At 50.6% G+C, this 20,494-nt stretch carries 19 protein-coding genes; 14 read left to right on the plus strand and 5 right to left on the minus strand.

The features are described from left to right. Nucleotides 1-81 precede the first annotated feature (81 nt). The 7 genes from X965_RS15180 to X965_RS15210 all read left to right on the plus strand — a co-directional run bounded on the left by X965_RS15180 (nt 82) and on the right by X965_RS15210 (nt 7,412). A complete protein-coding gene (locus tag X965_RS15180; protein WP_036418730.1) occupies nt 82-588 on the plus strand; it encodes an FxsA family protein in 507 nt (168 codons plus the stop codon). A gap of 172 nt (nt 589-760) precedes the next feature. After that, nucleotides 761-1,054 carry a co-chaperone GroES gene (locus tag X965_RS15185; RefSeq protein WP_004240601.1) on the plus strand — a complete coding sequence of 98 codons (294 nt, stop codon included), beginning with the start codon at nt 761-763 and terminating at the stop codon, nt 1,052-1,054. 64 nt (nt 1,055-1,118) lie between these two features. Then, nucleotides 1,119-2,765: a chaperonin GroEL gene (gene groL / locus X965_RS15190; protein ID WP_004234968.1), complete on the plus strand. Its 1,647-nt coding sequence runs from the start codon at nt 1,119-1,121 to the stop codon at nt 2,763-2,765. 162 nt (nt 2,766-2,927) lie between these two features. After that, nucleotides 2,928-3,668, plus strand: a complete 741-nt coding sequence (locus tag X965_RS15195) for a MurR/RpiR family transcriptional regulator (protein ID WP_004234972.1) — start codon at nt 2,928-2,930, stop codon at nt 3,666-3,668. Between the two features lie 270 nt (nt 3,669-3,938). Beyond that, complete coding sequence (locus X965_RS15200; RefSeq protein WP_004234974.1) at nt 3,939-5,495, plus strand: PTS transporter subunit EIIC; 1,557 nt, start codon at nt 3,939-3,941, stop codon at nt 5,493-5,495. An 11-nt stretch (nt 5,496-5,506) separates the two neighbouring features. Continuing rightward, nucleotides 5,507-6,877, plus strand: coding sequence for an adenylosuccinate lyase family protein (locus tag X965_RS15205; RefSeq protein ID WP_004240599.1), 1,371 nt, complete (start codon nt 5,507-5,509; stop codon nt 6,875-6,877). A 187-nt stretch (nt 6,878-7,064) separates the two neighbouring features. Next, the gene (locus X965_RS15210) at nt 7,065-7,412 is read left to right on the plus strand and encodes a DUF4156 domain-containing protein (protein ID WP_004234982.1); all 348 of its coding nucleotides are present in this window, start codon (nt 7,065-7,067) and stop codon (nt 7,410-7,412) included. Nucleotides 7,413-7,427: 15 nt separating this feature from the next. Here X965_RS15210 and X965_RS15215 read toward each other — a convergent pair whose 3' ends face one another. The 3 genes from X965_RS15215 to epmB form a co-directional block, all read right to left on the minus strand. Next, nucleotides 7,428-7,655, minus strand: a complete 228-nt coding sequence (locus X965_RS15215) for a hypothetical protein (protein ID WP_004234983.1) — start codon at nt 7,653-7,655, stop codon at nt 7,428-7,430. Nucleotides 7,656-7,812: 157 nt separating this feature from the next. Further along, nucleotides 7,813-8,595: a class I SAM-dependent methyltransferase gene (locus tag X965_RS15220; RefSeq protein ID WP_036418772.1), complete on the minus strand. Its 783-nt coding sequence runs from the start codon at nt 8,593-8,595 to the stop codon at nt 7,813-7,815. 99 nt (nt 8,596-8,694) lie between these two features. Further along, nucleotides 8,695-9,723, minus strand: coding sequence for an EF-P beta-lysylation protein EpmB (epmB, locus tag X965_RS15225; protein ID WP_004240597.1), 1,029 nt, complete (start codon nt 9,721-9,723; stop codon nt 8,695-8,697). 40 nt (nt 9,724-9,763) lie between these two features. Between epmB and efp the strand changes: the two genes are divergently transcribed. After that, complete coding sequence (gene efp, locus X965_RS15230) at nt 9,764-10,330, plus strand: elongation factor P (protein WP_004234989.1); 567 nt, start codon at nt 9,764-9,766, stop codon at nt 10,328-10,330. A 54-nt stretch (nt 10,331-10,384) separates the two neighbouring features. On the opposite strand, the gene X965_RS15235 is transcribed toward efp, so the two are convergent. Then, nucleotides 10,385-11,224 (minus strand): hypothetical protein, encoded by an 840-nt coding sequence (locus X965_RS15235; RefSeq protein WP_004234991.1) that lies wholly within the window; start codon nt 11,222-11,224, stop codon nt 10,385-10,387. Nucleotides 11,225-11,265: 41 nt separating this feature from the next. Beyond that, nucleotides 11,266-12,939 carry a kdo(2)-lipid A phosphoethanolamine 7''-transferase gene (gene eptB, locus X965_RS15240; protein ID WP_004234993.1) on the minus strand — a complete coding sequence of 558 codons (1,674 nt, stop codon included), beginning with the start codon at nt 12,937-12,939 and terminating at the stop codon, nt 11,266-11,268. 256 nt (nt 12,940-13,195) lie between these two features. Here eptB and X965_RS15245 point away from each other — a divergent pair, with 256 nt between their 5' ends. Genes X965_RS15245 through X965_RS15270 form a run of 6 tightly spaced genes read left to right on the plus strand, consistent with a single transcriptional unit; the run spans nt 13,196 to nt 20,494 of the window. Beyond that, nucleotides 13,196-13,816 carry a 4Fe-4S dicluster domain-containing protein gene (locus X965_RS15245; RefSeq protein WP_004234994.1) on the plus strand — a complete coding sequence of 207 codons (621 nt, stop codon included), beginning with the start codon at nt 13,196-13,198 and terminating at the stop codon, nt 13,814-13,816. Next, nucleotides 13,813-15,828, plus strand: coding sequence for a hydrogenase 4 subunit B (gene hyfB / locus X965_RS15250; RefSeq protein WP_004234996.1), 2,016 nt, complete (start codon nt 13,813-13,815; stop codon nt 15,826-15,828). The genes X965_RS15245 and hyfB overlap by 4 nt, the downstream gene beginning before the upstream one ends. Nucleotides 15,829-15,839: 11 nt before the next feature. Further along, nucleotides 15,840-16,790, plus strand: coding sequence for a respiratory chain complex I subunit 1 family protein (locus tag X965_RS15255; RefSeq protein WP_036418733.1), 951 nt, complete (start codon nt 15,840-15,842; stop codon nt 16,788-16,790). Between the two features lie 13 nt (nt 16,791-16,803). Further along, a complete protein-coding gene (locus X965_RS15260) occupies nt 16,804-18,246 on the plus strand; it encodes a hydrogenase 4 subunit D (RefSeq protein ID WP_004235000.1) in 1,443 nt (480 codons plus the stop codon). 12 nt (nt 18,247-18,258) lie between these two features. Continuing rightward, nucleotides 18,259-18,909 carry a hydrogenase 4 membrane subunit gene (gene hyfE, locus X965_RS15265; RefSeq protein WP_004235001.1) on the plus strand — a complete coding sequence of 217 codons (651 nt, stop codon included), beginning with the start codon at nt 18,259-18,261 and terminating at the stop codon, nt 18,907-18,909. 4 nt (nt 18,910-18,913) lie between these two features. Further along, nucleotides 18,914-20,494, plus strand: coding sequence for a hydrogenase 4 subunit F (locus tag X965_RS15270; protein ID WP_004240593.1), 1,581 nt, complete (start codon nt 18,914-18,916; stop codon nt 20,492-20,494).

Below are 20,494 nucleotides of genomic sequence, written 5' to 3' on the forward strand. Positions count from 1 at the left end.
GCGCGTCTCTTAGAAGTAGTTCACAAAGGCTGACAAAGGGGCGGTTTTTTACATCACAGTGCACCACATAAGGAAGACGTTATGCGTTGGTTACCCCTTATCCTCATTTGTCTGCTGATCTATATTGAGGCGGTCATTTTTGTTCACGTGGCATCCGCCATCGGTGTGTTTATGACACTGGTGCTGGTGGTGCTGACATCCTGTCTCGGCGTATCTCTGGTGCGCAATCAGGGAATGCGTAATCTGAGTCTGATTCAGCAGAAAATTCAGGCGGGTGAGAGCCCTGCGGCAGAGATGATCAAAAGCGTCTCTCTGGTGCTGGCCGGGATCCTGCTGGTCCTGCCGGGCTTTTTCACCGATTTCTTAGGGTTGCTGCTGTTGCTGCCGCCGGTACAGAAATTGCTGGTGTCCCGTGTGCTGCCGTTTATCCGCGTGTATCAGCCGCGGACGAACCCGTTCGCCGGTAACGCGGCAAACCGGGGGAATGTGTACGAAGGGGAATTTGAGCGCCGTGGTGATACATCATCACAGCGGCTCAACCAGTCACCGGCGTCGCACAATGATGATAATCCGCAGGATAAACCCTGATATCTGAACAGTTTGGACAGAGACCGTGAAATTTCGTATTTTTTTCATCTCTGCCCCCTTGAACTTGTCCGGAACTGACCCCATCTGCTCAAACATGGCAATGGTATTAGTATCCGGCCTGAACCTTTAATCCACGTTATTTGATACGGATTTTTTTACAGGAGATCTATCAATGAAAATTCGTCCTTTGCACGACCGTGTTATTGTTAAGCGTAAAGAAGTTGAAGCGAAATCAGCGGGCGGGATCGTCCTGACCGGTACAGCGGCAGGTAAATCGACCCGTGGTGAAGTGCTGGCAGTAGGTAACGGTCGCATCCTGGAAAACGGCGAAATGAAACCACTCGACGTTAAAGTCGGTGATATCGTGATTTTCAATGATGGTTACGGCGTAAAAGCTGAAAAAATTGATAATGAAGAAGTGCTGATTATGTCTGAAAGCGACATCCTGGCGATTGTCGAAGCATAATTACACCGTACTGGTTGTACTCAGATCTTCTTAAACCATAAAAGCATTCGAAGGAATAGAAATAATGGCAGCTAAAGACGTAAAATTCGGTAACGACGCCCGTGTTAAAATGCTCCGTGGTGTCAATGTTCTGGCAGACGCAGTAAAAGTCACTTTAGGTCCGAAAGGCCGTAACGTTGTGTTAGACAAATCATTCGGCGCACCGGTTATCACTAAAGATGGTGTGTCTGTTGCGCGTGAAATCGAGCTGGACGACAAGTTCGAAAACATGGGCGCACAGATGGTGAAAGAAGTTGCCTCCAAAGCGAATGACGCTGCGGGCGACGGTACCACCACTGCAACCGTACTGGCTCAGTCTATCATCACTGAAGGCCTGAAAGCCGTTGCTGCGGGCATGAACCCGATGGATCTGAAACGCGGTATCGATAAAGCCGTTGTTGCAGCCGTTGAAGAACTGAAAAAACTGTCTGCACCATGCTCTGATACCACTGCAATCGCGCAGGTAGGTACTATCTCTGCAAACTCCGATGAAACCGTCGGTAAACTGATTGCGGAAGCGATGGATAAAGTCGGTAAAGAAGGCGTTATCACTGTCGAAGAAGGCACCGGCCTGGAAGACGAACTGGATGTTGTTGAAGGTATGCAGTTCGACCGCGGTTACCTCTCCCCGTATTTCATCAACAAACCGGAAACCGGTTCTGTTGAGTTAGAAAACCCGTACATCCTGCTGGTCGACAAAAAAATCTCCAACATCCGTGAACTGCTGCCGGTTCTGGAAGGCGTTGCCAAAGCAAGCAAACCGCTGATGATCATCGCAGAAGATGTTGAAGGTGAAGCACTGGCAACACTGGTGGTTAACACCATGCGCGGTATCGTGAAAGTGGCTGCGGTGAAAGCACCGGGCTTCGGCGACCGTCGTAAAGCGATGCTGCAGGATATCGCAACCCTGACCAACGGTACTGTTATCTCTGAAGAGATCGGTATGGAGCTGGAAAAAGCAACTCTGGAAGACCTGGGTCAGGCAAAACGTATCGTTATCAACAAAGATACCACTACTATCATTGATGGTGTGGGTGACGAAGAGACTATCGCAGCACGCGTTGGTCAGATCCGTCAGCAGATCGAAGATTCAACCTCAGATTACGACCGTGAAAAACTGCAGGAGCGCGTAGCGAAACTGGCAGGCGGTGTTGCTGTTATCAAAGTCGGTGCGGCAACTGAAGTTGAAATGAAAGAAAAACGCGCCCGTGTTGACGATGCTCTGCACGCAACCCGCGCAGCCGTTGAAGAAGGTGTGGTTGCCGGCGGCGGTACTGCATTAGTCCGCGTTGCGGCTGCTCTGACTGCCCTGACCGGTGATAACGAAGATCAGAACGTGGGTATCCGTGTTGCGCTGCGCGCAATGGAAGCACCTATGCGTCAGATCGTTGAAAACGCAGGTGAAGAACCATCTGTTGTTGTTAACACCGTGAAAGGAGGTAAAGGTAACTATGGTTACAACGCAGCCACCGAAGAATACGGCGACATGATCGCAATGGGTATCCTGGATCCGACTAAAGTAACCCGTTCTGCTCTGCAGTTCGCCGGTTCTATCGCGGGTCTGATGATCACCACTGAAGCGATGATCACTGAACTGCCTAAAGACGACAAAATGGATTTAGGTGCAGCCGGTGGTATGGGCGGCATGGGCGGTATGGGCGGCATGATGTAATCATGTAGTCTGACTGCAATTGTTTGCTGAAAAAGCCCGTAACCTGATTGGTTACGGGCTTTTTTTTGTGTGTCCGGTTTGTATTTTATAATATCCCACTGTTTATCATCATTATGAGGTATTATTGAGAGATACCGCTGCTGAAATGGGGGAGTGCCGGATATGCTGGATTTTCTGAAGAATTACGACAACTTAACCGTCAGTGAGAAGAAAGTATTAAAATATCTTACGGAAAATATTGCCGATATCCCCTGGTTAAATATTAATGAATTAGTCGCCAAAACGTTTGTGTCCAAAACGGTGATTATCAATTTATCCCAGAAATTAGGTTTCAGCGGGTTTAAAGAACTTAAATTTCAGATTAACAATCATATCCTCTCACAAAATAAAGCAGAGAAAAAAGCACCTGCATCCTATAAAAAACAGCTCGAGAATAATATTCATAAGACCTTCACACTGATTAATGAAGATCAGATCCGCGATTGTGCAAAAACATTGCGCGGTTCACGGAATATCTTTCTGGTGGCACGGGGAACCAGCAAGGCAGTCGGTTACTATCTGGAGCATTTATTATTTTCGCTGGGACTGCACTGCTTTTTTATTAATGATTATAACCTTTCTGATTCCTTTACCCGCCTTGTCAGCAAAGATGACACCGTGATTTTTATCTCCCTTTCCGGCGGAACCAAAAAGATCATTGAAACCGCAAAAATCGTCCAGCTGAAAGATGCCCATATCATCAGTATGACTGCCTTCCACACGAATGAACTGACCACATACGCAAATAACACACTCTTTTGCTTCTCTGACAGTTATGACACCAAACGGGATGACTCAAAGTCCAGAACAGGGTTTTTTATCCTGGTGGATTTATTAATTAATGAGCTGGAAAGTTTGCTGTAAATAAACTCATTATTTAGCTTAAGTTGAATTGAATGCTTTTTGTTCAATAATTCCTGCTTTTTTTAAAATAATCGTTTATTCAGAAAATCATTAACAGAACGTCTTAAAAATTATTATCATCCTGATTTTTAAATCATTATCGCCTTAGAATGACCCGGGTCATAATTTAAGACCTGAGATAATATTTAAAACCGTACCATCATTTCATTTCAAAAACGCAGTGCTAGTATTCCGGGTAATATCAATATTCTTCGTCGCAGGGAAAATAATATGGCTAAAAGAAAATTCGGAGAGTCGATCCAGCGCTTTGGCCGGACACTGCTCCTGCCAATCGGGGTTTTGGCTCCGATAGGTATGATTCTGGGGATAAGTGGTGCATTAGTGCAGACCTACATGATCGCCCGGTTCCCTTTCCTCGGAAATGAAACGGTTAACGCACTGCTTGTCAGCATTCGCTCTATTGCCGGTGTTATTTTTGACAACATTCCGCTGCTCTTTGCCATGGGGGTTGCCTACGGGATGAGTCAGCGTGATAAGGGGATCGCGGTCTTTGCCTCTGTGGTGGGGTATTTGTCGCTGATTATCACCATGAATATCTGGCTGGTACTCACCGGTAAACTGGCGGATCCGGCCATTATGGGGCAGGTGGGGCAAATTAAGGTTCTGGGGATCCAAACCTTAAATATCAGTGCCGCCGGGGGGATCATCACCGGTCTGATTGCCGCCTGGGCAACGGATAAGTTCTATAACCTTGAACTGCCGACTGCCTTCGCTTTCTTCTCCGGTAAAAAATCCGTTTCCATCATCATGGTCGGCCTGATGATTATGGTCGGCGCGACATTACCGTTTATCTGGGAAGTGCTGGTTCAGGGGCTGATGAAGCTCTCTGCTGTCTTTCTGAGTCCTGTCGGTCCGTTCTTTACGGCGGGCGGTGAGCGTCTGTTTATTCCGTTCGGTCTGCACCACGTCTGGAACGTGCTGTTCAGATTTACCGAAGCCGGCGGTACCTATGTGATTGACGGACAAACCTATGTCGGTGTTGTTCCGGCGCTGACTGAAGTGTTATTCAAACAGGGCCCCGGAACTGAATACTGGGCGATGATGCCAAGCCTGACGCGCTTTATGGCGCAGCAGCAAATGCTGGTGACGCTGTTCCTGTTCCCGGCAATCGCGTTAGCTATCTATAAAACATCGAAGAAAGAGAACCGCGCGGAAGTGAAATCCATGCTGGTGACGATGGTACTGACCGCCATGCTCGGTAACGTCACGGAACCGCTTGAATTTACCTTCGTGTTTATCGCACCGCTGCTGTATTTAATTTATGCCATCATCGTGGGTATTGGTGCGGTATTGCTGTCATTCGCCGGTGTCGCGATTGGTTATATCCGCGGAACCATCTTCGATTTCACGATTTTCGGCCTGCTGTACGAACGTACTAACTGGATATTCCTGGTGCTTATCGGTACCGGTCTGGCGGTGGTGACGTTCTTTATCTTCCGCTGGGCTATCCTCCGGTTTGATATTAAAACGCCGGGCCGTGAAGAATCCAGCAATCTGAAAAACACGTTAATTAAAGAAAAACGTTATGGTGAAATTGCGGAAATTCTTATCGAGGCGTTAGGCGGAAAACAAAATATCCGTAACGTTGATAACTGTATTACCCGTATGCGTATCGATATCGCAGAAGTGAATAAGATTGATAAAGAGTTAATGTCGGAATCAGGATGTACTGCATTCTTCTTTCCATCGGCAAACCACGTCCATGTTGTTTACGGACCGAAGGTTGAATTTGTCCGCAACGCTGTTGATGAAGCAATGAAGAAATAAAAGGATATATGATGAGAGCTTTATATGATTCTAAAAGTAAAACCATCGATGACCGCGGCATAAAAGCGCTGCTGTCAGATGAAGCCAAATACAATACCTGGCTGATGTTTGAATCAGTGTTAGCTCAGGCACAGGCAGAACTGGGGTTTATTCCCCGGTCTGCTGCCGGTGAAATTAAAGAAAAGGCGGTTATTGAGAATATCGATTTTGAAGAGATGAGCCGTATCTATCAGAAAATCGGTCATGGCTTCGTACCGTTCTTAAAAGTATTAGTGAATGCCTGCTCGGAAGAGAGTGGTAAATATATTCATTACGGTATTACCACCCAGAATATTCAGCAGAGTTCGCAGCTGTATATGATGAAGACAGTCCATAATAAATTTATGCTGCTGTTAAGTGAGATCCTGGAAAATTTATCGCGTCTCGCAGAAAAAACCAAACACATGGTGATGCCGGGCAGAACACACGGCCGTCACGCCATTCCTATCACTTACGGCTACAAAGTGGCTGTGTGGATCAGCGATTTTATTGATTGCAGCCAGCGCATGAAAGAGTGTGAAAAGCGTGTGTTCACTATCATGATGGGGGGCGCGGTCGGGGCATTTAACACCATGCCGGGTATCGGTCTGGAAGTCCAGAAACGAGTTGCTGAACTGACCGGCATGCATGCGATGGAAGTGCCGTCCCGCAACCTGAGCACCCATAAACTGGAGTATATGGCGAACCTGGCGCTGATGGCGAATATCTGCCACAAAATCGGTGAGGAAGTTTACAGCACCACGCTGGAAGAGATCGCGGAAGTTTCCGAAGGCTTTACCAGGGGTACTGTGGGCAGCAGCACTATGCCGCACAAAATTAACCCGAAACTGGCCAAAGGCATTATTGCGAACTCCCAGAAACTGTACTCACTGCCGGGTGTCGGCATGTACTCCGCTGTCAGACCGTATGAGGGTGACAGCAGCTCTTATATGTTATTCGACGGACTGATCGAGGAAGCACTCGAACTGACCACCGAAGTGCTGCTGAGAACAGAAGAGCTCACCAGAACCATCGTACCTCATGAAGAGAGAATGCTGCACAACGTCATGAGAAACAAAGGGCTGGATAACACCGAATACGTGATGATGAAAATGGCGGAAAAGCTGGGTAAGGATAAGGCGCATTCATTATTGTATGAGGAAGCGATTAAAACCGCTGCAGATGGTGAGGATTTCTACACAAACCTGACGAAAAACGACACTATTACCGCTGCCTTCAGCAATGAAGAAATCAAAGCAATGTTAGATCCGCGCGCGTATATTGGTCTGTCCGTCGAAATCGCCGAAAAAGAAGCGAAACGTGGTTCAGATGCCGCTCAGAAAATTAAAAAAGACTATCAGTAAATTACCGGGCTGACACAGGAAAAACCAAACCGGCACTCTGAGGAAACTCAGGTGCCGGTTTTTTTATGCATAATTTGCGGCTGATTGCGATCAGCGGGTGGTTTTCAGCGATTAGTTTTTGAAGTCGCTGCCACAAAGTGGTTAAATTAGCTGTATAAATTTTTTCCAACCGTGAATGAGGAAAACTATGCGGATTAAAATGTTACCCGGTGCTCTGGCACTGTTATTACTGGCAGGCTGTACGACCACGAACGAACTGAGCTCCGCCGGATCACAGGTCCGCTTTTCCGAAGAGCAGCCACCGGCAGAATGTCAGAAATTAGGTGAAGTTACCGGTGTACAGAGCAACTGGATGACCGGTGTCGGTAACGAAAGCAGCTCCATGCGCGGTGCGGCAAATGACCTGCGTAACAAAGCCGCGGCAATGGGCGGTAACGTGATTTATGGTCTCGGCAGCCCGGCAGAGTCAGCGATTGTGTCCAGCCTGATCCCGGTGGATAGCAAGCTGACGGGTCAGGTATTTAAGTGCCCATAATTTAACGAATTCGCGTCATCCTTCAACCTGCAGCGGTGTTGGCTTCGTTCGGCCACGCGGGTCACATACTGGTGTATGCTCCCCGGATGTCCTCACTTTGCCGCCTTGCTGCAGATTGAATGATTTAGCGAAATTGTCTGAGTCAGATACAAAAAAACCACCGTCAATATAAACGGTGGTTTTTTTATTCAGATGTGAAAAGCGCGGGCGGCGGGTAAAGAAAACAGAAAGCATGCGAGCCATGGATGGCGAGCCTGAGCGCACAGGGAGGTGTTCACAGCGACTTTCTGTTTTTACCCGCCGCTGGCGCAGACTCCGTAATCACGGACAACACACGGAAAGCAATAAATCAGCTTGCAGATAACCACTGTATTTACAGCGACTTTCTGTTTATCAGACCTCATCGTACCTTAACTGCCGCAGTCGCAATAAATGTCGGCAGATAATTATCGATAACAAAACGCGGGTTCGGTTGCCAGTCCTCATAAAAATCTGTCAGATGAAAACCGGCTTTCAGTTGTCCGCCGATCAAATCTGTCAGGGAATGACCAAACACAAAAGCTTCCTGCCGTGCCTGCTTCTCTGCCAACTGCTCCGGTGTTAATGCTGTCAGTTCAGAGAACGGCATTTTATATGCTGGTCTGATAATGCCTTCTTTGCGGTATTTCGCATCACGATCGCCGACAAACACCACTGAATTAAAGAAACTGGCCAATAGTGTGCCGCCGGTTTTCAGTACGCGGTGGCATTCACGCCATACCGGATTCACATCCGGGATATACAGATTGGAAATCGGATGGAACACGCAGTCAAAAGTACCATCCGCAAATGCGCTGAGATCCCGCATATCGCCCTGTACCGCCTGCAGTGTCAGCCCGTCGCGCTGAGCAACCTGACGATCGAGCTCAAGTTGCTTATCTGATAAATCAAACACCGTCACATCCGCACCGGCGGCAGCCAGTACCGGGGCCTGCTGACCACCGGCAGAGGCCAGACAGAGAATACGTTTGCCTTTCACATCTCCCAGCCAGTCTTTCGGCAGCGGCTGCGGGGTGAGATGCACATCCCAGTTTCCTTGTTTGGCAGCCGCAATCAGCTCTGCGCTGACCGGTGTTGACCACGCCTGTTGTTGTTCCGCCTGTTTATCCCACGCGGCCTGGTTTGAGGTTAAAAAATCCGTCATAATTTTGTACTCAATAATACATAATGTACGCAATTTAACCTGTCTGAAGTTACCTGTAAAATACTATTTCTTCAGATGACCGTGTTTACGTGGTAATACTCAGCTCTGACGCAGACGGAGATCGATCGGCGTTTTACTCGGTTCACCGCCGATTTCCCGGGTCAGACGCGGCACCAGATACCCGGAAATACGCGGCAGAAGATCATGCATGATGCGGCGGGCTTCATCATCACTGATCAGAAAATGTCCCGCACCCTGTACTTTATCCAGCACATGCAGGTAATAAGGCAGAATACCGGCGTCAAACAGCGCATTACTGAGCTGTGCCAGCACCTCTGCATTGTCATTCACATCACGCAGAAGAACGCTCTGATTGAGCAGGGTAACGCGGCTTTCACGCAGCTGATTCATTTTTTCTTTCAATGTATCGTCGATTTCATTCGCGTGATTGATATGTGTGACTAAAATTATCTGTAGCCGTGAATCGCGGAAACGCGCGGTCAGTCCCGGCGTAATGCGTTCAGGGATCACGACAGGCAGACGGCTGTGAATGCGCAGCCGCTGAATATGGGGAATCGCTTCCAGTTGCGTCAGCAGCCAGTCCAGCTCATGGTCTTTTGCCATCAGCGGATCACCGCCGGAGAAAATGATTTCATTGAGTTCAGGATGGTTAGCGATATAATCGAGCGCCTGCTGCCAGTTATGTCTGGTGCCTTTATTGTCCTCATACGGGAAGTGACGGCGGAAACAGTAGCGGCAGTTGACCGCGCACCCGCCTTTCACTAACAGCAATGCCCGGTTGTGATATTTATGCAGTAGTCCCGGAACAACACTGTGTTGTTCATCCAGCGGATCGTCAGAGAACCCCGGGGTCAGGTCAAATTCAGCCCTGTGTGTCATGGTCTGAAGTAATAACGGATCGCGCGGATTGCCTTTTTCCATTTTGGCGATAAAAGGACGGGGGACACGCAGAGCAAACAACCGGCGGGCATCAGTACCGGCACGCCAGTTTTCGTCCTGTTCCAGGCCTAATATTGCCAGCAGTTCTGTTGGGTTAGTGACAGAATCAGTGAGTTGATGCAGCCAGACTTCTCGGGCGGGTTGTTTTTGGGTTACAATATCGACCATTTTTTTGGCTATGCCATTTATTTAAAATTAGAGGATTTCCATGGCTACTTATAGTACCAACGAATTTCGCCAAGGTCTTAAAATTATGTTAGACGGCGAACCTTGCGTGGTTGTTGAAAGTGAGTTTGTTAAACCGGGTAAAGGTCAGGCATTCGCCCGTGTGCGTCTGCGTAAACTGATCTCCAACAAACTGCTGGAGAAAACCTTCAAATCAACAGACTCTGCGGAAGGCGCTGATGTCATGGATCTGAACCTGACTTACCTGTACAACGACGGTGAGTTCTGGCACTTCATGAACAACGAAACTTTCGAGCAGCTGGCTGCGGATGAGAAAGCTATCGGTGATAACGCCAAATGGCTGATCGACCAGGCTGAATGTATCGTTACCCTGTGGGACGGCCGTCCTATCGCGGTTACCCCGCCAAACTTTGTTGAGCTGGAAATCACGGAAACCGATCCGGGCCTGAAAGGTGATACTGCCGGTACCGGCGGTAAACCAGCGACCCTGAGCACTGGTGCAGTGGTTAAAGTACCTCTGTTCGTGCAGATTGGTGAAGTGATCAAAGTTGACACCCGTTCAGGTGAATACGTTTCCCGCGTGAAATAAGATTACGTGATGAATTACAAAACCGCCGCTGAATCAGCGGCGGTTTTTTTATATTCAGTAATATTCATAACGGTAACGCTGAATGGTTTGTAAGACCGGCTCCGGATTGTCATCCGCAGAATAGCCGTAATAATCGGCGATATAATTTTTTTGCAGCAGACAGTTACCGTGATGATCCCATTGTTCACAACGTTCGGTGAGTACATTCAGCAGTTCGCTGCCGCTGTAAATAGAGATCAAAGTGACTGATGGCCACGGCTGAGCAGTGTAAGTAAAGCGGGTCTCTGAGGAACCGGAGCCACGGGAAACGTGTGACAGGCGGCCTTGTGAATCATAGCGGTAAAAGAGACTTTCTGATTTTTCTCCGTCCGTTTTCACCTCATCCATACTGTGGAGCCGGCTGTTTTCCCAATTGATACGGGCAGTAACGGCATCCTCCTGTTCATCGTCACCGGTATTTTTATTCAGTAAGGTATAGCCGGCAATCTGTCCTTTATCATTTATCGTCCGGGTGATGTCTGTCTGTGAATTAATGTGTTTACCGTGAAATTTGTATTCTGCTGTGCCGGTCAGGTGAAGCGGATTATCCGGATCTGTTTTGTACTGTTCTTTCCGGTAAACATCCGGGCTTATCAGATAGTACATCTGCTGCTCATACTGCGTCACGGCACCGCACGGTGACAATGTAATGGTGGTTTCGCTGCTGCCGTAAGATTTTTGTTTGTTATTGCGTGTGGTAACAACGGATTTGACCGGCCCGTTCAGATACAGGCCGGTGATAATATAGGTATTTTCCCGGTTCAGCTGACGCTGTGCGTCCGTACAACTGCTGTCGTCTGCCATTGCTGCGGACAGCGGCAGGCAGAGCGCCAGCAGGGTAACTGTTTTTCTCATCCTTAAATTCTCTCTCTGTATCAGCGGATGAGGTTACTGTATCACCGATAGCAGAGATTATTTTTATTATTAATCCCGCCGTCGGATGATGTCACACCGGAACAGCCGAGAATGGTATCGAATAATTCATGATGGAAAAATGTCCGCGTCCGGCTGTTTTCTTTCAGGTTATCAAACAGAGACGGGTTATTTTTTATGTAGTTATCTGACATCCAGACAATAAACGGCACACGGAACTGCTCCGGCGGGGCAATATGCCGTGGCGTACCGTGCAGGCGCATCCCGTTATTTTCGCCCAGGGATTCCCCGTGATCGGAGGTATAAAAGACAATCGCATTTTTATCTTTTAATTTTTCGGTCAGATCATGCAGAAAATGATCGGTGTATAAGATCGAATTATCATAAGCATTGATCTCTTCCTGTATGCTGCATTTGGTTCCTTCCTCTGTGCATTCCGGCATATATTTGCGGAATTCAGGCGGATAACGCTTGGAATAAAGATGATGTGAGCCTTTGGTATGTAAAATGATCAGGTTCTGCCCCTGTTTTTTACGGGCGAGCATGTCATCAACTTCATCCATCAGTAATTCATCGCGGATAGCTTTGCCCGGCGTTCTGTTCTGAGCGGTGATCATCTCACGGATCAGATAATTATCCAGGTCCAGCCGGTTATAGAACCAGACTTCGCTTTGCATGGAAAACAGCTCGGAATAAAAGCCGTTCTGTTTCATCACAGAGAAAACATTATTTTCGGTAACTGTCCGCTGTTCGTTATCTTTTACGCCGCCTTCACGCACAAACATGCAGCGCAGCGATAATTTGGTGGAGGTATCACAGGACTGACCTTTAAAGGCGATAACGTTTTTATCGGCAGATAATAATGGCGTTGTTTCCCGTTCATAACCGAGTAATTGCATATGATCCCAGCGGGCGGTTTCGCCTATCACGAAAACCACATATAAATCGTCATTCTGCGGCGCCGGAGTGTAAGTAAATTCATCGGCCGGGTCGAATAAATCAATTTCATTAAAGGTATCGTCATATTTGACCACCGCATACTGTACCAGCGGCACAATCCAGTTGGTCGGTAAATAGGAGTAACTCAGCTCTCCGCCATAACTCGACACATCAATACTGCCGTTCATTTCAATTTTTTTCTGATTGGCATCCGCCAGTTTTAAATAACCGAAAATCAGAACCGGAATAACAATAAACGTAAACAGAGCGAGTGCCCGGCGGCGTGATGCCGTTTGTATGCTTGTTTTTTTTGCCGACCAGATCAGAAATAAAGCCGGAACGGAAAGCAGTGAGAACCAGAGATAAAAATGCCCGCCGACCGCTTCCTGTGACAGTTCAACACTGTCCGTTGCCAGCGTTGAAACTAAAATTCCGTAACCGATAATCACGTCATAAAACATCACGTAGTAACTGACAGCGATACTGACCAGAATAATAAAGCTGCTCAGAATCTTAAAACTCAGTAATCCGGTTTGGGCAATGAGCCGGAACAAGAAGAAGCTGAACAGAACATTGGCAAAAATTTCAGCAATCAGATAAAGGGAACCATAGTCTCCGGCCAGTAATAACTGGTTCTGAGCACGGGAAAAATACACGGTGTAGTTGAGAAAAAAGCCCAGAAACAGGGCAAGAACAGCAGAAACAACAAATTCATTTCTTAGTGTGTTTAATAACGGACGTATTGGCATCGGGTACATCACTTCATCGCTAAAGAGAGTTAGAGAAACGATCGGTTACTTGGTTCAATATTTATTCATTAATCATCTGCATCATAACTGATGACAGCAGACCGCATGACATTTTTGTCGTCATTAGTGTCGAACCGACAGTTATCCGCCCCTGAAAATTACGACAATATACTGATAAATATCCATTTTTACACATGGCATGAAAAATGCTTAGCAAGGGTATCAAACTATATGACTCGTCTGATTTTTCTGGAGGGTGGGGCGAATGAATCGCTTTGTTATTGCCGACCCGCATCTTTGTATCGGATGTAATACCTGTATGGCGGCCTGTTCTGAGACGCATAAACAGCAGGGATTACAAACACATCCGAGATTGAATGTGGTGAAAATCGGGGAACTGACCGCGCCGATGCTTTGTCGTCAGTGTGATGATGCTCCGTGTGCCCGTGTGTGTCCGGTGAATGCCATTACACACGAAAATGACATGATCGTGCTGAATGAAAGCCTGTGTATCGGCTGTAAACTGTGCGGTCTGGTCTGTCCGTTCGGGGCTATCACCCCGTCAGGCAGTAAACCTGTCGATATGCCGGATTTCTTTGAGCAGTATGTGCCGAAAGAGATGCTGCTGGATGTGCCGGACAGTCTGCCGACCATGAACCCGTTCCTGGCATGGAATGCCGGTATCCGTAATATCGCGGTGAAATGCGATTTGTGTGATTTCAGTGAAGAAGGACCGGCGTGTGTGAAAGTGTGCCCGACCGATGCCCTCCATCTCGTTGAAGAGAATCAGCTGGAAAACGAAAGTGCGAAACGTCGTACCGCGTCTGTCGATGCGATGCCGCCGGAGTTCGACATTTTCGTCTCAGGACAGGAGAGCAGAAAATGACATCTCTTGAATTACTCTTATGGTCCGTTGCCCTGTATACCGCCGGCGGTTTTATTTCGCTGCTGTTTAAACAGCAGGAAAAAATGGCAGTGTATGTTGCCGGGATCACGGCGATTGCCGGCGGGATCCTCGGTTTATTCAGCGCCGTTCCGGTGCTGATGAGCGGCGAAACACTGACGTTCTTCGCTCAGGGACCTTTCCCGTTCGCCCATTTTGTCGTCCGCCTCGACAGCCTCGCCGCCTTTATGGTGATGGTGATTTCGCTGCTGGTGACAGTCAGCGCTCTGTATTCCCTGAACTATGTGCAGGAATATCTGGGACGCGGCGCGTGGAGCATGGGTTTCTTCCTGAACCTGTTTATCGCCTCTATGGTTGCCCTGGTGGTGATGGACAACGCCTTCTGGTTCATCATTCTGTTTGAAATGATGTCGCTGGCCTCCTGGTTCCTGGTGATCGCGGATCAGGATGACAAATCCATCCGCGCCGGTCTGCTCTACTTCTTTATTGCCCACGCCGGTTCTGTGCTGATTATGATCGCTTTCTTCCTGATGTGGCGCGAAAGCGGCAGTCTGGATTTCGATTCCTTCCGTCAGCTCTCACTGTCTCCGGCGATGGCCTCTGTGGTCTTCCTGCTGGGCTTCTTCGGCTTCGGTGCCAAAGCGGGTATGTTACCGCTGCACAGCTGGCTGCCGCAGGCTCACCCGGCTGCACCGTCTCACGCCTCCGCACTGATGTCCGGTGTGATGGTGAAAATCGGTATCTTCGGGATCATTAAAGTCGGTATCGACCTGCTGGGTGCAACCCAGGGCTGGTGGGGTATCGTGGTACTGGGCTTCGGCGCGGTCTCTTCCGTTCTCGGCGTTATGTATGCGCTGGCGGAGCACGATATCAAACGTCTGCTGGCGTGGCACACCGTGGAAAACATCGGGATTATCCTGATGGGGGTCGGTGTGGCAATGGTTGGTATGGCGAATGATATGCCGGTGCTGGCGACGATTGGTCTGCTCGGCGCGATTTATCACCTGCTCAACCATGCGGTGTTTAAAGGTCTGCTGTTCCTCGGTGCCGGTGCGGTGATTTACCGTATCCACACCCGTGATATGGAAAAAATGGGCGGCCTCGCCAAACTGATGCCGCTGACTGCAACCGCGTTCTTAATCGGTTGTATGGCGATTTCCGCGTTACCGCCGCTCAACGGCTTTGTCAGTGAGTGGTACACCTATCAGTCACTGTTCTCAATGAGCCATGACGGCACATTCATCATGAAAATCAGCGGCCCGATTGCCATTGTGATGCTGGCGATTACCGGTGCACTGGCGGCGATGTGTTTCGTGAAAGTGTACGGTGTCAGTTTCTGCGGCGGTCCGCGCAGTGAAGCCGCCACTCATGCCCGCGAAGTGCCGTGGACAATGACTGCCGCAATGCTGATTCTGGCCGTGGTGTGTGTGCTGCTGGGTGTCGGTGCGAGTGTGATTGCACCGGTTCTGGCGAAAGTAGCGATGACCCTGACCGCAGGCACGGATGTGACAGTGGCACAGGGCGCGATGCTGGTACCGGATTCCGCTGCTCAGGCCATGATTTCACCGGCCATGACATTCCTGTTACTGCTGGCACTGCCGCTGATCCCGTTCATCATCTATCTGGTCTTCAAAGGCAAACAGATGAACTTCCGCCGCAAAGGCGACGCCTGGGCGTGTGGTTATGCCTGGGAACGCGATATGTCCGTATCTGCCGGTGGCTTTACCCAGCCGCTGCGCTCAATGTTTGCACCGTTGTACCGCATGCGCAAACAACTTGATCCGTCAGCGCGTCTGGCTCATGCCTTAGACGTGACCAAAGCCGGGGCCGGAAAAGTCGAGCCATTCTGGGATGAACGCATTATTTATCCGCTGGTGCGCGGGATTAACCGTTTCGCCAAACGCATTCAGTGCCTTCAGGGCGGGGACTTCAGACTTTACTGTCTGTATGTCGTGGCCGCACTGGTTGTTCTGCTTGTTGTGATTGCGGCGTAAGGAGAGAAACCATGTCGATTCAGGATACACCTACATTGATGACGGGGCTCTTCGCAGTGGTTCAGGCGATTTTCCTGCTGCTGCTGACGCCGTTGTTTACCGGCATCTCCCGTCAGATCCGCGCAAAAATGCACTCCCGTCAGGGGCCGGGCATTATGCAGGATTACCGTGATATTACCAAACTGCTGAAACGCCAGTCCGTGGCACCGCGTGATTCCGGGTTTATTTTCCGGGTGATGCCGTATGTGCTGCTCGGCAGCATGCTGCTGCTGGCGATGGCGCTGCCGGTTGTTACCACAACGTCACTGTTCAGCGGGGCAGGCGACCTCATCATCATTTTATATATTTTCGCGCTGTTCCGCTTTTTCTTCTCCCTGTCCGGTCTGGATACCGGCAGCCCGTTCGCCGGTATCGGTGCCAGCCGTGAGCTGACCCTCGGCGTGCTGGTGGAGCCGATTCTGTTCCTCGGCCTGCTGGTGGTTGCGCTGATTGCCGGTTCGACCAATATCGGCAGCATCAGTGCCGTGATGAGTCAGGGCTGGGTATCACCGACCGCCACCTTCCTGGCCATGCTGGCCTGTGGTTTCGCGACCTTTATCGAAATGGGCAAAATCCCGTTCGACGTCGCGGAAGCCGAGCAGGAACTGCAGGAAGGGCCGCTGACCGAGTACTCCGGTTCCGGTCTGGCGCTGGTGAAGTGGGGGATCGGTCTGAAACAGGTGGTTGTGGCAGTCCTGTTTCTCTCGATTTTCTTCCCGTTCGGCAGTGCATCCGTTCTGACCACAGGCAGTCTGCTGCTGGCGCTGGGACTGATGCTGGTAAAACTGCTGGTGATTTTCGTTCTGGCATCGCTGGTCGAAAACAGTCTGGCCCGTGGTCGTTTTCTGCTGACGCATCATGTGACCTGGTTAGGATTCGGCGTGGCTGCGCTCGGATTCGTGTTCTATCTCACCGGTCTGTAAGGAGCGATAAAGCATGTTAGAAAATATTGCACTGGCGACCCTGCTGATTCCGTTTGCCGGGGCGTTGCTGGTCAGTGTCCTGCCGACGCGCATGGCCCCGTGGCTGAGTACCTTAGTCGCGCTGCTGGCCTCTCTCGGTACGGCGGCACTGGGCTGGCTGTATCTCGACGGTGGTAAGACCGCCACCACACTGGAACTGGTTCAGGCCGGTAATATCGCGCTGTTCGGCTTTACCGTTGACGGCGTGAGCACTCTGATTGCGTTTGCGGTGGTGTTCCTCGGCTTCCTGATTTGTCTGTACTCCACCGGCTACCTGACTGAAGGTAACCGCGAGCACGCTCACGGGCCGACCCGCCGCTATTATGCCTTCCTGCTGATTTTTATCGGCGCGATGGCGGGCGTGGTGCTGTCATCCACGATTCTGGGGCAGTTACTGTTCTTTGAAATCACCGGTGGCTGTTCATGGGCGCTGATTGGTTACTACCAGACAGAAAAAGCCCAGCGTTCCGCAATGAAAGCGCTGCTGATCACACACGTGGGTTCCCTCGGCCTGTTTATGGCGGCGGCAACCCTGTTTATCAGTACCGGTACGTTTGCCCTGAGCGCGATTAACCAGCTGAATGAGGCACAAAGCCTGATCGTCTTCGGCGGGATCCTGTTTGCGGCATGGGGTAAATCAGCCCAGCTGCCGTTACAGGCCTGGCTGCCGGACGCGATGGAAGCGCCGACACCGGTGAGTGCGTATCTGCACGCCGCGTCTATGGTGAAAGTGGGCGTTTATATCTTTGCCCGCAGCATCATGTCCTCTGACCATGTGCCGGAAATCATCGGCTGGGTCGGCGTGGTGATGGCCGTTATCACGCTGGTGTATGGTTTTATGATGTATCTGCCGCAGAAAGATATGAAACGTCTGCTGGCCTGGTCAACCATTACCCAGCTGGCGTATATCTTCCTCGCGTTATCGCTGTCCATCTTCGGATCCAAAGAAGCCTTTGACGGCGGTATCGCGTACATCTTTAACCACGCGTTTGCCAAGAGTCTGTTCTTCCTGGTGGCCGGTGCGCTCAGCTACAGTTGCGGGACCCGTATGCTGCCGCGTCTGCGTGGTCTGTCAAAACGCTATCCGCTGCTGGGTGTCGGTTTCTGTGTGGCTGCGCTGGCGATTGCCGGGGTGCCGCCGCTTAACGGCTTCTTCAGTAAATTCCCGATTTTCGCGGCCGGTTTCGCGTTATCTGAACAGTTCTGGATCTTCGCGCCAATCATGGTGCTGGTGCTGATTGAATCTGTTGCCAGCTTTGCCTGGCTGCTCTACTGGTTCGGCAAAGTTGTGCCGGGCGAGCCGAGCGAAGACGTGGCAAACGGAACTCCGGTTCCGGCAGCAATGCAGTGGGTTATCGGCCTGCTGATTGTGATGTCGTTCTGTTCAAGTGTTATCGCCGTCATCTGGCTCGGTTAAGGGAGAGAAAGTATGACTGGTTCCATTATTGTGAACAATCTGGCGGGGCTGATGATGATCACCTCGCTGCTGGTCATCGGGGCGAAGCGCCCGGTGGCTTCCTGCTGGTTCTATGCACTTCAGTCTCTGGTGCTGGTGGCGATTTTCGCCACGTTGTCACAGACACTGGATGCACCGCAGCTGGGCATGTGGGCGATCACCGCCTTCGCGACCAAAGTGGTGCTGGTGCCGCTGATTATGGGCTATGCCTTCCGCAAACTGTCTGATCCGACCGCCAACGGCGGCGTGATAAGCCCGGCCTGGCTGATGCTGGCTGCGGCGGTGATTGTGGTGCTGTGCTGGTTTGTGGTCGAACCGGTGAAACTGCCGATGGTGGCGGATCTGAAACCGGCACTGGCGGTTTCCCTGGGTCACTTTATGCTGGGCTTACTCTGCATCGTGACACAGCGCAACATCCTGAAACAGGCATTCGGTTATTGCCTGATGGAAAACGGATCGCACCTGACACTGGCTCTGCTGGCGTATAAAGCGCCGGAGCTGGTGGAAATCGGTATCGCGACGGACGCCATTTTCGCTGTGATTATCATGGCGGTGCTGGCACGTAAAATCTATCGCACGCTCAACACACTGAACGTGGATCAACTGACCGCGCTGAAGGGGTGATGAGATGAGTCAAATCATGTTGTTAACGTTATTAATGGCAACGCCGCTGGTGATTTCACTGCTGGCATTTGCCTGCCGCCTGGCAGGCGGCGGGGCGAAAGGTGTGGTCACCCTGGTGCATACCACCGGTATCTCCCTGATGCTCGTCTTCTCGCTGTGGATGGTGTACACCATCAGTGCGGAAGGTGATCTGCTGATGGCGAACCGCTGGATCCACCTGGACAGCCTGGCCGGGTTATTCCTGGCGATCCTCGGGATTGTCGGTTTCCTGACCGGTCTGTACTCCATCGGTTACATGAACCACGAAGTGAATGATGGTGAAGTGAGTGTGGCAACACTCTGTAACTATTACGGTTTCTTCCATCTGTTCCTGTTCACCATGCTGCTGGTGATCACCAGTAACAACCTGATCCTGATGTGGGCGGCAGTAGAAGCCACCACACTCAGTTCTGCGTTCCTGGTGGGTATCTACGGACAGCGCTCTTCCCTGGAAGCGGCGTGGAAATACATCATCATCTGTAGTGTGGGTGTGGCGTTCGGTCTGTTCGGCACCATCCTCGTGTATGCGAATGCGGCGAGTGTGATGCCGGATCCGGAACTGGCTATCTTCTGGACCGAAGTGCTGAAACATACCGCGCTGCTGGATCCGACCCTGATGCACCTGGCCTTTGTGTTTGTGCTGATTGGTTTCGGTACCAAAACCGGTCTGTTCCCGATGCACGCCTGGCTGCCGGATGCACACAGTGAGGCGCCGAGCCCGGTCTCCGCGCTGCTGTCCGCGGTTCTGCTGAACTGCGCACTGCTGATTATCATCCGTTACTACATCATTATCACCTCGGCTATCGGCGGGGAATTCACACAAACACTGCTGCTGGTCTTCGGCCTGCTCTCTGTGGCTGTGGCGGCATTCTTTATCCTGATCCAGCGTGATATGAAACGCCTGCTGGCGTACTCCAGTGTGGAAAACATGGGGCTGATCGCGGTGGCGCTGGGTATCGGCGGCCCGCTGGGTGTGCTGGCCGCACTGCTGCACACACTGAACCACAGCCTGGGTAAAACCCTGCTGTTCTGCGGTTCCGGTAACGTGTTACTGAAGTACGGCACCCGTGATATCACGGTGGTCAAAGGGATGCTGCGCACCATGCCGTTTACGGCAGTTGTCTTTGCGGGCGGCGCGCTGGCACTCGGTGGTATGCCGCCGTTTAACGTGTTCCTGAGTGAGTTTATGACGGTGGTTGCGGGTCTGGCGGCTGATCATTTCTGGCTGACGCTGCTGCTTTTGATCCTGCTCACTATCGTCCTCGGCGGGTTGGTTAGAATGGTATCGAAAACCCTGTTCGGCGCACAGCCTGACTGCGTGTCACGCGGCGAGGCAGGGATCCTGACGACATTGCCGATGGCCATCCTCATTGTACTGATGCTGGTGATGGGCACCCACATTCCGCAGCCGGTTAGCCGTCTGCTCGAAAATGCCGCCACTATTGTCCTGACGGACAGTGCATTACCAGGTACAGAATTAACCACCCCGGACTACCGCTGGCCGTGGGGTGTTGATACAACATCCACATCATCGCAGGAGAAATAA

Origin of the sequence: Morganella sp. EGD-HP17 (assembly GCF_000512315.2) — a bacterium.
In the GTDB taxonomy this organism is placed as follows: Bacteria; Pseudomonadota; Gammaproteobacteria; order Enterobacterales; family Enterobacteriaceae; genus Morganella; species Morganella morganii.

What these genes read in the sequence shown, in the direction of transcription:
- X965_RS15200 (WP_004234974.1), top strand. Translation starts at nt 3,939, where the DNA reads ATGGCTAAAAGAAAATTCGGAGAGTCGATCCAGCGCTTTGGCCGGACA.
- X965_RS15180 (WP_036418730.1), top strand. Translation starts at nt 82, where the DNA reads ATGCGTTGGTTACCCCTTATCCTCATTTGTCTGCTGATCTATATTGAG.
- X965_RS15205 (WP_004240599.1), top strand. Translation starts at nt 5,507, where the DNA reads ATGAGAGCTTTATATGATTCTAAAAGTAAAACCATCGATGACCGCGGC.
- efp (WP_004234989.1), top strand. Translation starts at nt 9,764, where the DNA reads ATGGCTACTTATAGTACCAACGAATTTCGCCAAGGTCTTAAAATTATG.
- X965_RS15235 (WP_004234991.1), bottom strand. Translation starts at nt 11,224, where the DNA reads ATGAGAAAAACAGTTACCCTGCTGGCGCTCTGCCTGCCGCTGTCCGCA.
- X965_RS15210 (WP_004234982.1), top strand. Translation starts at nt 7,065, where the DNA reads ATGCGGATTAAAATGTTACCCGGTGCTCTGGCACTGTTATTACTGGCA.
- X965_RS15215 (WP_004234983.1), bottom strand. Translation starts at nt 7,655, where the DNA reads ATGGCTCGCATGCTTTCTGTTTTCTTTACCCGCCGCCCGCGCTTTTCA.
- groL (WP_004234968.1), top strand. Translation starts at nt 1,119, where the DNA reads ATGGCAGCTAAAGACGTAAAATTCGGTAACGACGCCCGTGTTAAAATG.
- X965_RS15195 (WP_004234972.1), top strand. Translation starts at nt 2,928, where the DNA reads ATGCTGGATTTTCTGAAGAATTACGACAACTTAACCGTCAGTGAGAAG.
- eptB (WP_004234993.1), bottom strand. Translation starts at nt 12,939, where the DNA reads ATGTACCCGATGCCAATACGTCCGTTATTAAACACACTAAGAAATGAA.
- hyfB (WP_004234996.1), top strand. Translation starts at nt 13,813, where the DNA reads ATGACATCTCTTGAATTACTCTTATGGTCCGTTGCCCTGTATACCGCC.
- X965_RS15245 (WP_004234994.1), top strand. Translation starts at nt 13,196, where the DNA reads ATGAATCGCTTTGTTATTGCCGACCCGCATCTTTGTATCGGATGTAAT.
- X965_RS15270 (WP_004240593.1), top strand. Translation starts at nt 18,914, where the DNA reads ATGAGTCAAATCATGTTGTTAACGTTATTAATGGCAACGCCGCTGGTG.
- X965_RS15185 (WP_004240601.1), top strand. Translation starts at nt 761, where the DNA reads ATGAAAATTCGTCCTTTGCACGACCGTGTTATTGTTAAGCGTAAAGAA.
- X965_RS15220 (WP_036418772.1), bottom strand. Translation starts at nt 8,595, where the DNA reads ATGACGGATTTTTTAACCTCAAACCAGGCCGCGTGGGATAAACAGGCG.
- X965_RS15255 (WP_036418733.1), top strand. Translation starts at nt 15,840, where the DNA reads ATGTCGATTCAGGATACACCTACATTGATGACGGGGCTCTTCGCAGTG.
- epmB (WP_004240597.1), bottom strand. Translation starts at nt 9,723, where the DNA reads ATGGTCGATATTGTAACCCAAAAACAACCCGCCCGAGAAGTCTGGCTG.
- X965_RS15260 (WP_004235000.1), top strand. Translation starts at nt 16,804, where the DNA reads ATGTTAGAAAATATTGCACTGGCGACCCTGCTGATTCCGTTTGCCGGG.
- hyfE (WP_004235001.1), top strand. Translation starts at nt 18,259, where the DNA reads ATGACTGGTTCCATTATTGTGAACAATCTGGCGGGGCTGATGATGATC.